The 14,893-nt window shown below is 49.3% G+C and carries 12 protein-coding genes; 8 read left to right on the top strand and 4 right to left on the bottom strand.

Features of this window, described 5'->3' with window-relative positions; genetic code table 11:
* Positions 1-58 precede the first annotated feature (58 nt).
* From gltP to yncE, 3 genes are all read left to right on the top strand, one after another.
* Positions 59-1,366, top strand: coding sequence for a glutamate/aspartate:proton symporter GltP (gene gltP, locus A7K98_RS17950; RefSeq protein WP_087489789.1), 1,308 nt, complete (start codon positions 59-61; stop codon positions 1,364-1,366).
* Positions 1,367-1,514: 148 nt separating this feature from the next.
* Positions 1,515-2,426: an N-acetylmuramic acid 6-phosphate etherase gene (gene murQ / locus A7K98_RS17945; RefSeq protein ID WP_087489788.1), complete on the top strand. Its 912-nt coding sequence runs from the start codon at positions 1,515-1,517 to the stop codon at positions 2,424-2,426.
* 225 nt (positions 2,427-2,651) lie between these two features.
* Positions 2,652-3,695, top strand: a complete 1,044-nt coding sequence (yncE, locus tag A7K98_RS17940) for a 7-bladed beta-propeller protein YncE (RefSeq protein ID WP_087489787.1) — start codon at positions 2,652-2,654, stop codon at positions 3,693-3,695.
* 149 nt (positions 3,696-3,844) lie between these two features.
* On the opposite strand, the gene A7K98_RS17935 is transcribed toward yncE, so the two are convergent.
* Positions 3,845-4,762 (bottom strand): ParB/Srx family N-terminal domain-containing protein, encoded by a 918-nt coding sequence (locus A7K98_RS17935; RefSeq protein ID WP_087489786.1) that lies wholly within the window; start codon positions 4,760-4,762, stop codon positions 3,845-3,847.
* A 227-nt stretch (positions 4,763-4,989) separates the two neighbouring features.
* Complete coding sequence (gene sbmA / locus A7K98_RS17930; RefSeq protein ID WP_087489785.1) at positions 4,990-6,225, bottom strand: peptide antibiotic transporter SbmA; 1,236 nt, start codon at positions 6,223-6,225, stop codon at positions 4,990-4,992.
* A gap of 301 nt (positions 6,226-6,526) precedes the next feature.
* On the opposite strand from sbmA, the gene A7K98_RS17925 reads away from it, so the two are divergent.
* From A7K98_RS17925 to A7K98_RS17915, 3 genes are read left to right on the top strand one after another with little or no spacing between them, the layout of a single operon-like run.
* Positions 6,527-7,264, top strand: a complete 738-nt coding sequence (locus A7K98_RS17925) for a gluconate 2-dehydrogenase subunit 3 family protein (protein WP_087489784.1) — start codon at positions 6,527-6,529, stop codon at positions 7,262-7,264.
* Between the two features lie 2 nt (positions 7,265-7,266).
* The gene (locus A7K98_RS17920) at positions 7,267-9,051 is read left to right on the top strand and encodes a GMC family oxidoreductase (protein ID WP_087489783.1); all 1,785 of its coding nucleotides are present in this window, start codon (positions 7,267-7,269) and stop codon (positions 9,049-9,051) included.
* A 12-nt stretch (positions 9,052-9,063) separates the two neighbouring features.
* Complete coding sequence (locus A7K98_RS17915; protein ID WP_087489782.1) at positions 9,064-10,386, top strand: c-type cytochrome; 1,323 nt, start codon at positions 9,064-9,066, stop codon at positions 10,384-10,386.
* A gap of 53 nt (positions 10,387-10,439) precedes the next feature.
* Here A7K98_RS17915 and A7K98_RS17910 read toward each other — a convergent pair whose 3' ends face one another.
* On the bottom strand, positions 10,440-11,852 hold the full coding sequence (locus A7K98_RS17910) for an MFS transporter (protein ID WP_087489781.1): 1,413 nt from the start codon (positions 11,850-11,852) through the stop codon (positions 10,440-10,442).
* A 237-nt stretch (positions 11,853-12,089) separates the two neighbouring features.
* Positions 12,090-12,962, bottom strand: a complete 873-nt coding sequence (locus A7K98_RS17905) for a nucleoside-specific channel-forming protein Tsx (RefSeq protein ID WP_087489780.1) — start codon at positions 12,960-12,962, stop codon at positions 12,090-12,092.
* A 497-nt stretch (positions 12,963-13,459) separates the two neighbouring features.
* Between A7K98_RS17905 and A7K98_RS17900 the strand changes: the two genes are divergently transcribed.
* Both A7K98_RS17900 and A7K98_RS17895 read left to right on the top strand, forming a co-directional pair.
* Positions 13,460-13,930: an OsmC family protein gene (locus A7K98_RS17900; RefSeq protein ID WP_087489779.1), complete on the top strand. Its 471-nt coding sequence runs from the start codon at positions 13,460-13,462 to the stop codon at positions 13,928-13,930.
* Positions 13,931-13,974: 44 nt separating this feature from the next.
* The gene (locus A7K98_RS17895) at positions 13,975-14,871 is read left to right on the top strand and encodes a LysR family transcriptional regulator (protein ID WP_087489778.1); all 897 of its coding nucleotides are present in this window, start codon (positions 13,975-13,977) and stop codon (positions 14,869-14,871) included.
* Positions 14,872-14,893: the final 22 nt, after the last annotated feature.

Raw genomic sequence — 14,893 nt, 5'->3', positions numbered from 1 at the left:
CACCGAATAATTCTCTGTTGATGAGAAGCGGAAGGGAAGTCTGACTAAGGAAACAAAAATGAAGAAAGGCATAAAGATTAGTCTTGCCTGGCAAATACTGATTGCGTTGATTTTGGGAATTATTGTAGGTGCTGTCCTGCATAACCAGCCCGGTGACCGTGACTGGTTAATTATCAATATTCTGAAGCCCGCCGGAGATATCTTCATTCATCTGATTAAGATGATTGTGGTACCTATTGTTATCTCCTCACTGATTGTCGGCATTGCCGGGGTCGGGGATGCTAAGAAACTCGGGCGGATCGGTGTCAAAACCATCCTTTACTTTGAAATTATCACCACGATAGCCATCATTCTTGGGATCACGTTAGCTAATGTGTTCCATCCGGGAACGGGTATCGATATGTCAACCCTGGCCACTACCGATATTTCAAAATATGAAGCGACGACTCAGCAGGTGCAGCATGGCCCGCACAGTCTGGTGACGACTATTTTGTCGGTCATCCCGCAGAATATTTTTGTCTCGCTGGTCAATGGTGACATGTTGGCGATTATTTTCTTTTCAGTGATGTTTGGAATGGGGCTGTCAGCACTGCCTGCTGAGCACCGTGACCCGCTGATTACGCTGTTCCGTTCAGTCTCCGAAACCATGTTTAAAGTTACGCATATGATCATGCGCTACGCTCCGGTCGGGGTATTTGCGCTGATTGCCGTGACAGTCGCCAGCTTTGGTTTTGCATCATTGTTACCGCTGGCTAAACTGGTCGGGCTGGTTTATGCCGCAATTCTGCTGTTTGGGCTGGTGGTTTTCGGGATAGTGGCAAGAATCTGCGGGTTACGGATTATGACTATTATCCGAATCCTGAAAGATGAGTTGATCCTTGCCTACTCAACGGCCAGTTCTGAAACCGTACTGCCACGAATCATGGAAAAGATGGAGGCTTATGGCGCTCCGAAATCTATCACCAGTTTCGTTGTGCCTACAGGCTACTCGTTTAACCTCGACGGCTCTACTCTTTATCAGAGTATCGCGGCAATATTTATTGCTCAGCTGTATGGCATTAATCTGTCACTCAGTGCAGAGATTATGCTGGTACTGACGTTGATGGTAACCTCTAAAGGGATTGCAGGCGTTCCGGGAGTTTCGTTTGTGGTACTGCTGGCGACACTGGGCAGTGTTGGTATTCCACTGGAAGGTCTGGCGTTTATTGCCGGAGTTGACCGTATCATGGATATGGCACGTACCGCGCTTAACGTAGTGGGTAATGCCTTAGCCGTGCTGGTTGTCGCTCGCTGGGAAAAACAGTTCGATACCGAAAAAGCCCGCGATTACGAACAAAAAATGAAAGCGCATTTGCTGGCTGATTAATCTGTATTGTGCGGGGTTATCACTGACCCCGCACCTCCTGCTACACTCTGCTTCTCCCCGTGATGTTCCTCCTGCCCGTCCTGCACTTTCCCCTCTGCGCGCCATGTTCTATGATGCAGCCTGACTTTCCCCGGAACAGGTAACGGATATGACTCTTGACCTGAATAAGATGATTACGGAAGGCCGTAATCCTGCCAGTGAAACGATCGATCAACTGACAACAGAACAGATGCTGACGGTTATCAATCAGGAAGACCAAAAAGTCGCCCTTGCTGTGGAAGCGATTCTGCCGCAGATTGCCAGGGCGGTGGATGCGATTACCGCAGCCTTTGCTGCGGGTGGACGACTGATTTACTGTGGTGCCGGAACCTCAGGGCGGCTGGGAATACTGGATGCCAGTGAGTGCCCGCCAACCTTTGGCTCTCCCCCGGAACAGGTGAGAGGGCTGATTGCCGGTGGGCATCGTGCGATTTTGCAGGCCGTCGAGAATGCCGAAGATAATCGTCAGCAGGGCGCGGCAGATTTACAGGAGATTGAGTTTGATGGCCGGGATGTGCTGGTCGGAATTGCGGCCAGTGGCCGGACTCCTTATGTACTCGGGGCGATGGAATATGCTGCACAATGCGGGGCGGTGGTGATAGCCCTGAGTTGTAACCCGCAAGGGGAAATGGCTGACAAAGCGTTAATCGCGTTGACCCCTGTGGTCGGGCCTGAAGTTATCACCGGCTCTTCACGCCTGAAAGCGGGCACAGCACAAAAGATGGTACTGAATATGCTGACCACAGGAGCGATGATCCGTAGTGGCAAGGTATTTGGCAATCTGATGGTCGATGTCGAAGCGACGAATCATAAACTGGTGAAGCGGCAGATCAATATTGTGATGCAGGCCACTGATTGTGATGCAGCTACGGCAGAGCAGGCGCTGAGTGCCTGCCACGGCCACTGTAAGACCGCCATCGTGATGTTGCTGGCAGGTCTGGATGCTCCTCAGGCGACGGCTCTGTTAGAGCAGCATCGCGGATTTATTCGCCAGGCACTTGCTGCATCACTACAGAACTAAGCCGCAACTTCCACCCGGAACTTCCTTTTTTTACGAAGTCAGTGCTTACTGACTTCGCGCCATCGCAATCTGTACTGATAAAATACTATTCATTTTATATGTAAATGATTATCCTTATCATATGGAAACTCATTTTACTTTCCTCTCAGGCTATTGCATCGCGAATCACTGATTCGTCGATATTCACGATTATGCGCAGTTTCTTATTCTGGAGAAGTCACCGAAATGCTTAGTTCTCATTCTGCTTTTTTACGTCCGCTGGTACTGGTTACCGCACTGTTTTCTGCCCATGCCTTTGCGGCTGAAGCCACAGCTATTCACCAGCCGGTAGGCAGTGGTTTATATGAACTGGCATACAGCCAGCCGGATAATGCCTTATTTGTTACCAGCTCGCAGGGTCGTGATGACAAAGGCGGAGTGGTGTATCAACTGGACCCGAAAGATTTGCATACCGTGCAGGCCCTGAAAAACCAGTACAAACCTTTCGGTATCGCCCTGGATGCGCAGGATAGCCTGTTATTCCTGGGGAACAGCCGTGACAATGCCATCACTTCGGTAAATGCCAAAACCGGTGCCGAAATTAAACACCTGGTCCTGGACAGCCGCCAGCGCAGTGAAACCGTTCATCCGCTGCAGATACGTGAAATAGTTTTTGATGCTACGACTCAGCGTTTGTACATTCCCGGCGTCGGTGGTGACAGTGTGGTCTGGGTAGTGGACGCAAAAAATCTGACTCTGTTGAATACCATTGAACATACCGGGAAAATTGCGACAGGTATTGCACTCGACAGCGATAACCATACTCTGTACATCTCTAATGGTGACGGTGAATTACTGGTGATTAACACCAATACCAATGCCATCGAAAAACGCGTTAAGCTGGTTGAAAACGGCGACAGTGCATTGCTGAATATCGCGCTGGATAAAGCAGGGCACCGGTTGTTTATTTCTGACTTTAAACAGGCTGGAGTGCTGGTGGTTGATACCCGTACTGACAAGCTGATTCATACTGTGGCAGTTCCTGAATCGCTGTCGGTATTATTTAACCCCTCCCGTGATGAGTTGTATGTCACTCACCGCAAAGCCGGTACAGTCAGTATCGTAAATGCTAAAGATTACTCGGTGAAACAAACAATTAAAGCTCCGGGTCTGCCAAACAGCCTGGCGCTGTCAGCGGATGGTAAAACGCTGTTTGTGACAGTGAAACAACCAGCAACACGCCAGAAACCAGCGACATCGCCGGATGAAGTGATGCGTATTAGCCTGTAACTGATGCAGGGCTGATGAAACTACCAGAAAGGGGAGTGAACTGGCCTGTGGTACTGCATTCACTGCCTGTCTCAGGGGGGTGAATGCAGAGGGAGCGTCCTTGCTCCCTTTGCCTGCTCAGGCGCTTCAGATCTGATTCTGAATGCGGTTTATGATTTGGCAGTAGCACCGCTAAACAGTACCGACAATTTCCCGTCAGGTTTACTCAGTTTATCCAGTTTTTTCTGGTTCACAGAATCCATTTTACCCAGTTGATCCAACGTAGGGGATGATGCATCGCTGGTGGTATGCTGGCTGCCATCTGCACTTACCATCGCTCTCGCAGCCTTCGACAGATAGGCCGCGTAACCTGCTTTGGTGGTTAAATCACTCTGAGTTGCTGGCTGATGATGACGCAACCAGTCACCTAAATAGAACTCAAGAAACGGCGGTGCATTCTTTGGTTTCTTGTAAGAAACCGAACGCAGGAAATAGAGCACTGAACGATAGGTATCGTTAGCCATAAATTTCATACCAACCTGTGCGGGTAAATCCGCCGGAGTTACTGCGTTACCTGCAGGGTCTTTCAGCCAGGTCAGATTATGCTGTTGCATCCATGTCCAGAATGCCGCCATGTTTGGCAGTGAACTCAGGTCATTAGTTATCCGTACACTGTAAGTAAAGTCCTGGCTGCCGGCGATATCGCGGTAAACACTGACAGTATGATGGCCATCAGTCAGATAAACCTGATGATCTGGCGCAATAACCGCGCTTTTAACTTCATCAGGATACGTTCCGTAGGCTGACTGACAGGTAAAGCTGGTGGGTTTGGTGATCAGCGACTGGCTATCGTAATGGCTGGCTTTACCGGCACCATTTTCTTCACAGAAACTATTAAACAACTCACCAGGGTTTGCTTTGTATTTCGCAACCTTATAAAGAATTTCATCATAACCTACCGCAGGCTGGGTAGGATGAATCTGGCTGACAGAAAGTTGTTTAATGCTGACAGTGTCTGCTGCCATGCTGTGTGCTGATACTACGCCGGTCAGCAACAACATCAGACAGGATAATCCGGTTTTTTTCATTCTTAGGTTCCATTCTTAAATGATTGGTGTCTGCAAATGTTCACTGACGGCGCGAGTATGGTGGCCGGAATGCATCAGCGGATACAGTCACTATACCCATGAAATTCCCTGACCATCGTGAATATTAGCGGTATATTCTAGGCCTGCTTTATGAATTAAAAATGAATGAATCTGTCAGGAAAGCAGACAGGTTTCTGTTACTGCACAGAAACCTGTCCGTGAGAGAGTTACTCTGCTGCGTCGTGCATCATTTCGTCATGAGGCTTATCCTGCAGGATCTGCTCAAAACTTCTCAGACGTTTGTAAATAGACATCAGCTCAACCAGTGTTGACCAGGAAGTGATCAGATACTGGAAGGATGAACGAACCTGGTCAAACACATTCGATACCTGATTCATGATTCCCAGCGTAATGGTCCCGGCAACAATTGACGGGAACAGAACAAACAGGCCAAACACGTTATCGACCTGCAGATAAAGGATGCGGGTAATGTTGAAATACAGGTAATGAAAATAGAGCCGGAAGTAGTTGTATCTGACCCGGCTAAACAGGTCATGAACTGTAGGCGGAGAAGCGCGTTCCCCGTCATCTTCGCCGTAAACCAGCTCTTTACGATATGCCGCCTCAACCCGTTGATTACGAAACTCCAGGCCCGGTAATTTTATCCCGACCAGTGCCAACAGTGCGGTACCAAACAGTGACCACAACAGCGCGATAATCACCAGGGCATACGGAATATTACCGACAATCGGCACATCTTTAACGTAATGAGATAGCGATACCAGCACCGGCAGGAAAGCAACCAGTGTCATAATGGCCTGAATAAAGCTGACCCCCCAGCCTTCGAGAGTACTGGCAAAACGCATGGTATCTTCCTGAACCCGCTGTGCCGCACCTTCTACCTGCCGCAAACGCTGCCAGTTAGCCATATAGTAATTGTTCATTGCGGTACGCCAGCGGAACACCCAGTGGCTGATAAAGAATGAATTCATCACCCCAATCACCACCGCGACCAGTGCTATTCCAAGGAAGGCAATGACCTGTGAGTAGAATACTGTGATGGGAACTGAACCTGCTTTGGTGAGTGCCTTCTGAATCAAATCGCCAAATGGACCATACCAGGCGTTAATCGCAACCCCAACCTGCACGTTAAACCAGGAAGTGAAGATGATCAGGGCAGAGCCCCAGACAGACCATAACTGCCAGGGATGGTTATCAATCACCCGCCAGCATAGTGCAAACAGTGCAGTCGCTATCCAGAAATAGAGATAAAACCAGATCTGTGACAGGTGAAAGAAGCGGGTTACTGTGGTTGGCAGCGGGCTGCTGGCTGATTTTGCCAGTGCCGGAATCATCTCCAGCGCATGCTCGGCGAAAAAGAACCAGACAAGGATAGTCACCAGACTCCAGATGGCCGCACTGGCGAAAAACGGCCCCGGGCGCGGGAAAAAACTTTTAAACATAGCAACTCCGTTAAATAGTCACATCCTGTTATAGCGTTAAAGCCTGTTAACTGTCTGTTGAAGTATGTTTCTGACAGTGACAAACCCTGATTAGTGCCAGCTGCTACTCCTGCAGCCTGGAAAAAATGTTAATAAAAATAGTGATTGATGTTTTTTTCTACTGAACCTTATTAATAACAGGTGTAGAATAAAATACATTGTTACCGGTAACACTAATTTGTTACTCACCCCGGAAACAAAAAAACATCATTATAAAGTTTAACATTTCATGCTGCATTATATGCGGTACTGAGGCAATGTCATGTCAGAACAGAACAAAGGGCAGTCTCGCAGGGATTTTTTACTAAAAACGATCACTTTAGCACCTGCAATGGCTGTCGGAAGCACCGCTATAGGTTCACTTGCTCTTAGCCCGGCAGTACAGGCCGCCGATACTCAAACCAGCGGCCCGCAAAAGGCCCGGGATTATCAGCCAAACTGGTTTACCAAAGAAGAGTTTGCATTTATCACTGCTGCTGTGGCGAAACTGATTCCAGCAGATTCCCGTGGCCCGGGAGCCCTTGAGGCGGGTGTACCTGAATACATCGACCGGCAAATGGATACTCCTTATGCCACTGGTTCAAACTGGTATATGCAAGGCCCGTTTGCCCCCGATACGCCGAAAGAACTGGGTTATCAGTTACCGCTGGTGCCGCGGCAAATTTATCGTCTGGGACTGGCCGATGCAGATAATTTCTGCAAACAACAATATGGTCACGTGTTTGCTGAGCTCAGCGATGATCAGCAGGTCACTGCACTGAAAGCTTTTGAATCTGGTCAGGCTAAATTCACTCAGCTTCCTGCCACACTGTTTTTTTCCTATTTACTACAGAACACCCGCGAAGGTTTCTTCAGCGATCCGATCCACGGCGGCAATCAGGGTATGGCTGGCTGGAAACTGATTGGTTTCCCTGGTGCCCGGGCTGACTTTATGGACTGGGTCGAACGTGGTGAACATTATCCGTTCCCACCAGTATCAATTCGCGGAGAAAGGGCATAAAAATGGCCAGTGTAATGAAAAAAACAGATGCAGTGATTGTCGGTTTCGGCTGGGCCGGGGCTATCATGGCAAAAGAGCTGACAGAAGCCGGGCTGAATGTTGTTGCGCTGGAACGTGGACCACAGCGTGATACTTATCCGGACGGTGCTTACCCGCAGTCTATTGATGAGCTGACTTACAACATCCGTAAGAAGCTGTTCCAGGATTTATCAAAAAGTACGGTCACTGTTCGCCACAATCCATCACAGACCGCCGTGCCTTATCGCCAGTTAAATGCGTTCCTGCCTGGAACCGGTACCGGAGGCGCCGGGCTGCACTGGTCAGGGGTTCATTTTCGTGTTGATCCGGCTGAACTTCGCCTGCGTAGCCACTATGAAGAGCGCTATGGTAAAGACTTTATCCCTCAGGGGATGACCATCCAGGATTTTGGTGTCAGTTACGATGAACTGGAGCCATTCTTTGATCAGGCAGAAAAGGTCTTTGGTACATCCGGAACCGCCTGGACAGTGAAAGGTGAGTTGGTCGGGAAAGGTAAAGGGGGCAACCCGTTTGCACCTGATCGTTCCAGTGACTTTCCTCTGAAAGCACAGAAACGTACTTATTCAGCGCAATTGTTTGCAGAGGCTGCGGAGTCTGTAGGCTATCATCCGTATGATATGCCGTCTGCTAACACTTCTGGTCCTTACACCAATACTTATGGTGCTCAGATGGGGCCGTGTAATTTCTGCGGATATTGCAGTGGTTATGCCTGCTATATGTACTCGAAGGCTTCGCCAAACGTCAATATATTGCCAGCCTTACGTCAGGAACCTAAATTTGAATTGCGCAATGATTCCTATGTGCTGCGGGTTAATCTGACCGATGATAAGAAACGCGCTACCGGAGTCACCTATGTCGATGCCAGCGGTCGTGAGTTTGAACAGCCTGCTGACCTGGTCATTCTGTCTGCGTTCCAGTTTCACAATGTCCATCTGATGCTGCTTTCCGGTATCGGTAAACCCTATAACCCGGTGACTAATGAAGGGGTTGTTGGGCGTAACTTTGCTTACCAGAACATTTCTACTCTGAAGGCTTTGTTCGACAAAAATATCACAACCAATCCGTTTATCGGTGCGGGTGGTGCGGGTGTCGGGGTGGATGATTTCAATGCCGATAACTTTGACCATGGTCCGCACGGTTTTGTCGGCGGATCGCCGTTATGGGTAAACCAGGCCGGTGTTAAACCAATCTCCGGACTGCCGACTCCTACCGGAACTCCGGCCTGGGGTAGCGAATGGAAAGCCGCTGTCGCAGACACTTATACCCATCATGTATCGATGGATGCGCACGGTGCTCACCAGTCTTACCGTACTAACTATCTCGATCTTGACCCTAACTACAAGGATGTCCACGGACAACCCTTGCTGCGCATGACTTTTGACTGGCAAGAGAACGACATCAAAATGTCGCAGTTTATGGTGTCGAAAATGCACAACATCGCACAGGCCATGAACCCGAAAATGATCATGGGTGGGCCAAAGACCGCCGGTACGCATTTTGATACCACCGTGTATCAGACCACTCATATGAATGGCGGCGCCATTATGGGTGAAGATCCGAAAACCAGTGCGATCAACCGCTATCTGCAGAGTTGGGATGTGTCGAATGTGTTTGTACCAGGGGCTTCTGCGTTCCCGCAGGGGTTGGGTTATAACCCGACCGGGATGGTCGCTGCACTGACCTATTGGTCAGCAAAAACCATCCGGGAAGTTTACCTGAAAAATCCGGGTCCGTTGGTACAGGCATAAGAGGCACAGAGAATGAAAAAAAGCATATTAGCGCTGGTGTTTGGTTCACTGGCTTTTTCTGCCATGGCCGAGGATAACAGTGGTCAGGATTTAGTGAAGCGGGGCGAGTATCTGGCGCGGGCAGGTGACTGTGTTGCCTGCCATACCAGCGAAGGCGGTCAGCCTTTTGCCGGTGGATTGCCGATGGCAACACCTATCGGAAAGATCTATTCGACCAATATTACTCCCGATAAGACTTACGGCATCGGAGATTATACTTATGACGATTTCCAGAAAGCGGTACGCCACGGGGTAGCGAAAAATGGTGAGACATTGTATCCGGCAATGCCTTATCCGTCGTACGCAGTGGTCAGTGATGACGACATGCACGCTCTCTACGCCTATTTTATGCAGGGTGTGAAACCTGTCAGCCAGCCTAATCACGCCACTGATATTCCATGGCCTCTGTCAATGCGTTGGCCGCTGGCTATCTGGCGGGGAATGTTTGCTCCGGCAGTAAAACCTGCCACAGCACAGCCAGGAGAAGATCCGGTGCTGGCGCGTGGACGCTATCTGGTTGAAGGGTTAGGCCACTGTGGTGCTTGCCATACTCCTCGTAGCATCACCATGCAGGAGAAGGCGCTTAACAATAGCGAAGGTACCGATTATCTGTCTGGCAGCAGTGCTCCGATTGATGGCTGGACAGCCATTAATCTGCGCGGCGACGATCGTGATGGTCTGGGCCGCTGGTCGACCAGCGATATTGCACAATTCCTGCGTTATGGACGAAATGATCGGACCGCCGTATTTGGTGGCATGACCGATGTGGTACAGCATAGCCTGCAATACCTGAGTGATGACGATATTAACGCGATAGCACGTTACCTTAAGTCTCTGTCACCACGGGATAGCCATCAGCCGGTATTTAAGGCGGATGATTCTGTCTCGCAGGCATTATGGAAAGGTAATGATCAGCGAACCGGGGCTGCTGAGTATGTTGACAGTTGTGCAGCCTGCCATAAGACCGATGGTAGCGGGTACACCCGCTTCTTCCCGGCGCTGAAAGGCAACCCGGTGGTACTGGCAGAAGATCCAACCTCACTTATCCATATTGTTCTGACAGGGGATACGTTACCCGGAGTTCAGGGCGCGCCATCGGCGATCACTATGCCGGCATTTGGCTGGCGGCTTAATGATCAGCAGGTAGCAAATGTCGTGAACTTTATCCGTAGCAGTTGGGGAAATACCAGCACTGCGGCGGTATCGGCAGATCAGGTGGCTAAGTTGAGAAAATCAGCCGATGTGCAGGGAAAAATGGGTGATGCATCAGTAGAGAAATTACCTAAACAGCCTTAAATGTAATATCCGGCTCTCCGTCACAGGGATGTTGCGGAGAGCCGGGCAACAAATTAAATATTCTCCAGGTCCAGACCGCGGGTTTTCGGACCATAAATGCCTACCGATAGCATCACTATCAGCATACTCAGGACGATAAAGATAATGACGCCCTGGCTGCCAGCGTACTGAAGTATCAGCCCAATCATAATGCTGCTAAACACCGTCGATAACCGGCTAAAGGAATAACAGAAGCCTACTGCCCGTGCACGGATATGAGTCGGGAAAATTTCGGTCTGATAAGCATGATAACTGTAAGTCAGCCATGCATTTGAGTAGGTTACCAGGAAACCACACGCGATAAGCAGCAGTGGCTGAGTCACCAGCGCGAATAATGTACCGAACACTACCGTCATCAGACAGGCAAACACAATCTGCCATTTGTTTTCGATTTTATCTGCGTAGCGGCTGCAAATCAGCGAGCCCAGAGGATAGGCCAGAGTAATAAAAAACGCATACAACAGGCTGTGGGTCAGTGTCGTCCCTTTACCGGACAGCAGAGCCGGCAGCCAGTTACCAAAGCCAAAGAAACCAATCGCCTGGAAGAAGTTCATCACCACTAACATCAGCGTTCTTTTCCGCCATTCCGGCGCCCATATTTCGCTGAATTTTCCCTTGCGCGGTGTCGCGGTTGCATCTGTTTTTGGCAGCTGTTCAGCCGATGGTGGTGTCACTCCACAACGTATTTCCATCTGACTCAACACCTGGTGAGCTTCCTGATGTCGCCCCTGCTGTGCCAGCCAGCGGGCCGATTCCGGCAGATTGCGGCGAATACTCCAGATCACTAATGAACAGACAGCCCCGGCAATAATCACCCAGCGCCATCCTTCGAGACTCAGCAAGGTTTGCGGAATCAGCCACCATGACATCAGCGCAACAGCGGGTACCGACAGAAACTGAATAAAGAACGAGAAGGCAAACGCCCGGCTGCGTAAATGTGCAGGCATCCATTCGGCCAGATAGGTATCAATAGTGACCAGCTCGACTCCCAGACCAATGCCGACCAGGAAGCGGCACAAAATTATGCCTTCAGCACTGTTCTGGAAGGCCATAATTAATGAAAAAATTCCATACCAGGCGAGGGCACACATAAAGCTGAAGCGCCGGCCAAATTTATCGGCGTACTTTGCCAGAAAACTGGCTCCGACAAATAATCCCAAAAAAGTCACCGAGGCAAATGCGGCCTGATCAGATATTCCGAAAACGCCATCCTTTCCCAGATGAAATATCTTTTCAGAGATTAAACCTGAACTAATATATCCCGTTTCGAATAAATCATAGAGTTCAAAAAAACCTCCCAATGCCAGAAGGGAAATAAAACGCCACAGGCTTTTACTGGAAGGTAATGCATCGATGCGGGCAGCGATGGTGTAATTATTATTTTGCTGAACAGCAGAAGATCCTGCTGTGGTACAGGTAGATGACATAACGAACTTAACCTCGGGATAACTGTATTTGCAATGCTGCGGATCACATTATTAGTATCGGATATCGGGGGTGATCAGCAGTGAATAAACAGCAGAATAGTCGAAGGAACGTAAAAAGACGAGATTAAATATGATTAATTATCGGGGCGAATTGAGCGGTTTTTTTCCTGCAGGAAAAAGATATCCTGCAGGAACAACACGGCTTATTACATTTGCTGCGTGGCAGTGAATTTCTTATCAGAAACTATAACCAACAACGGCATAATATCCCCAGCCGGTGGCTTTGGTACTGAAATCGCCGTCACCAAAATTAAGTTGTGTACCTTCTGACCATTGTCCGCCGTTATGGAAATAGCGGGCGACCAGAGAATAGTGCCAGTGATCATAACTGAGTGACAGAATATGGCTGGAGGCGATAGAGTTCCCGGAACGTGACGGTCCGGCTTTTTCACGCAGGTCAGAATCCCAGTCAACGTTGGTAAAGCCGATATAACTTAAATTGCCGCCCCAAAGCGTGGTCAGAGGCAGGAAGTATTTAATTTTGAAACGGTATCCGTCCCAGCTGTTTTCATTCGCTGCACCGTAGTTTTCCCACTGATATTTCGCGTAAACATTCAGCGATAATCCCAGTTTGGTTCCGGTATCGATATCGGTACCCAGGCCCATATACCAGGTATTCTGGCGATTAGCGTTATTCGGCCCCATGTCATAGATATAGTTGTTGGCGAAATACCACTCTTTAAACGGTCCGAAAGCCAGGCTGGTGCCGGTCAGTTTATCAATCGAAAAACGGGGTTCAATTTCCATAAACAGCGGAGAACCCACTCCTTTGTCCCAGATCCCGTTATCATTGCCGTTACCAGTGCCGAAAAATTTGGGTAAATCTACATAGCCGTAGAAATCAAACCAGTCTTTATGGGCAAATGCTTCGTACTCGAGATACAAATCATTATTCAACTTCGGTCCGAAGCGGGTGTGGTAACTGCCGACCACGTTAACGCTTTGATGCCACCAGTCAGAAACATACTGCGGAGATGTATCTGCGGCGTAAGACGAGCCCATGACTGAACCCGCTAAAATTGTTGCTGCCATCATTAATTTATATTTCATTTTATATTGACCACTCACTTTTTGTACAAATCGCGCCGCTCGCTGACGGAGTAAATAACCACGCAGAAAAAGAAATCAAACCATAAAGATAGCTCCGGGCAAGCCGGTGCTCTGTCAGGCAGGATCATGCCCGATATCATACGCGAGTAACCAGACAAAATTCACATTTGACAAAAGTTGTTGCAGTTTTAATCACCATTAATGTGACACATGTCACATTAATGTGCATGAAGAAGGGAACTTTTCCCACCTGATGGGTACCAGGAAAGACGCTGGCTTAATTGTCGTTAACCAATGAAGATGATTTTCTAAAGCGGATTTAGCGGGAAAACAGAGGCCACTATGCCCTCACTCCGCGCAGAGAAACCGGTTCTGCCAGCCGTTGCACCAGTGGTTAAACAATAAGTAAGTGTTATGATTAAACGATCAAATTCAGCGGATTCAATAGCCGTATCAGCGTTTCATCAACTGGCCTTTTACTCACACGGGAGTTGCCGATGGCTGTCAGACAACATCATTATCAGGTCACAGTGACATGGACAGGAAATCGCGGAGAGGGAACTTCCTCCTATACTGCATATGAACGATCGTCTGATTTACAGGCCACAGGCCGGGATACCATCTCACTGAGCGCCGACCAGGCATTTCGCGGTGATCCTTCCTGCTGGAACCCGGAGCAATTGTTGCTGGCCTCTGCTGCTGCCTGTCATAAATTATGGTATCTGCACGTCTGTGCTGATGCCGGGATTATTATTGACGAGTACCAGGATAACGCTGAGGGGATCATGGTGGAAGGCGTACGGGGGCATTTTACCCAAATCACCCTGCGGCCACAGATTCGCCTGCGTTATGCAGAAGATCAGCCGCGTGCTACAGATTTACATCACAAGGCCCATGACGCTTGTTTTATTGCTAATTCACTGAATTTTCCGGTCAATATTGAGCCGGTATTTCTTCCCGCCACATAGTCAGCCATTTAAGCTGTCACAGCCGTTAAACAGGAGGACAGGTCGTGCAACAGGGTGAAAACTTATTAGCGATGTATATTTTTTCCCGTGTTGTGGAGCAGCAAAGCTTCAGCCAGGCGGCCAGAATCCTCGGCATTTCCACTGCCAGTGTCAGCAGAGAGATTGCCGCTCTGGAAAAAAGACTCGCCATGAAACTGTTGCACCGCACCACACGGAAAGTGACTGTGACCGAATGCGGCCAGCAATACTATCGCTATTGTGAGCGAATCAGTGCGCAACTGGAGCATGCCGAAGATTTTATCCAACAAATGCACAGCCAGCCGAGTGGTCAGGTCAGGCTGATGACTCCGGTCACTTATGGCTGCCAGTGTATTGTGCCGGTATTACAGCCGTTTATGCAGCATCACATTCATGTCCGGGTCGATCTGGACTTAAGTGACCGTGAGCCGGACATGGCCCGCGATGATATAGATGTCGCGATAGTGGTACGCCAGCGCCCGCCGGAATATGAGCTGTTCCGGCCATTGTCGGTTATCCATTGGGGGCTGTATGCCAGTCAGGATTACCTGGCGGTAAATCCTCCGGTGACCCGACCTGAGCATCTTAACAGCCACCAGTTGCTGACCTTTCATGGCACAGCGCATCAGGCGGCACTCTCTTTCCGGCACGAGAAAAAACGAGTCGAAATTAATGCAGTCAGTCGTTTCCGTGCCAATAACAGCATGGCATTACTGACCGCTGCCTGTGCAGGTGCCGGAATTGCCTGCCTGCCTTCTTATATGGTGCATCAGGCACTGACGGACGGTATTTTACAACCCGTATTACCAGGCTGGCAGCTGCCAAGTTATCAGAGTTACCTGCTGCTTAAACAACCGGAACAGCGCTCCTCGCCTGTCACCTGGCTGTGTGACATGCTGACCGAGAAGCTCAGCCACAGCTGATTATTGCAGTGTGGTAACAATC

The sequence above is a fragment of the Tatumella citrea genome, assembly GCF_002163585.1.
GTDB lineage: Bacteria > Pseudomonadota > Gammaproteobacteria > Enterobacterales > Enterobacteriaceae > Tatumella > Tatumella citrea.
Note: the sequence above shows the minus strand (reverse complement) of the source record. Positions and strands in the feature narration are given on the sequence as shown.

What these genes read in the sequence shown, in the direction of transcription:
- gltP (WP_087489789.1), top strand. Translation starts at nt 59, where the DNA reads ATGAAGAAAGGCATAAAGATTAGTCTTGCCTGGCAAATACTGATTGCG.
- murQ (WP_087489788.1), top strand. Translation starts at nt 1,515, where the DNA reads ATGACTCTTGACCTGAATAAGATGATTACGGAAGGCCGTAATCCTGCC.
- yncE (WP_087489787.1), top strand. Translation starts at nt 2,652, where the DNA reads ATGCTTAGTTCTCATTCTGCTTTTTTACGTCCGCTGGTACTGGTTACC.
- A7K98_RS17935 (WP_087489786.1), bottom strand. Translation starts at nt 4,762, where the DNA reads ATGAAAAAAACCGGATTATCCTGTCTGATGTTGTTGCTGACCGGCGTA.
- sbmA (WP_087489785.1), bottom strand. Translation starts at nt 6,225, where the DNA reads ATGTTTAAAAGTTTTTTCCCGCGCCCGGGGCCGTTTTTCGCCAGTGCG.
- A7K98_RS17925 (WP_087489784.1), top strand. Translation starts at nt 6,527, where the DNA reads ATGTCAGAACAGAACAAAGGGCAGTCTCGCAGGGATTTTTTACTAAAA.
- A7K98_RS17920 (WP_087489783.1), top strand. Translation starts at nt 7,267, where the DNA reads ATGGCCAGTGTAATGAAAAAAACAGATGCAGTGATTGTCGGTTTCGGC.
- A7K98_RS17915 (WP_087489782.1), top strand. Translation starts at nt 9,064, where the DNA reads ATGAAAAAAAGCATATTAGCGCTGGTGTTTGGTTCACTGGCTTTTTCT.
- A7K98_RS17910 (WP_087489781.1), bottom strand. Translation starts at nt 11,852, where the DNA reads ATGTCATCTACCTGTACCACAGCAGGATCTTCTGCTGTTCAGCAAAAT.
- A7K98_RS17905 (WP_087489780.1), bottom strand. Translation starts at nt 12,962, where the DNA reads ATGAAATATAAATTAATGATGGCAGCAACAATTTTAGCGGGTTCAGTC.
- A7K98_RS17900 (WP_087489779.1), top strand. Translation starts at nt 13,460, where the DNA reads ATGGCTGTCAGACAACATCATTATCAGGTCACAGTGACATGGACAGGA.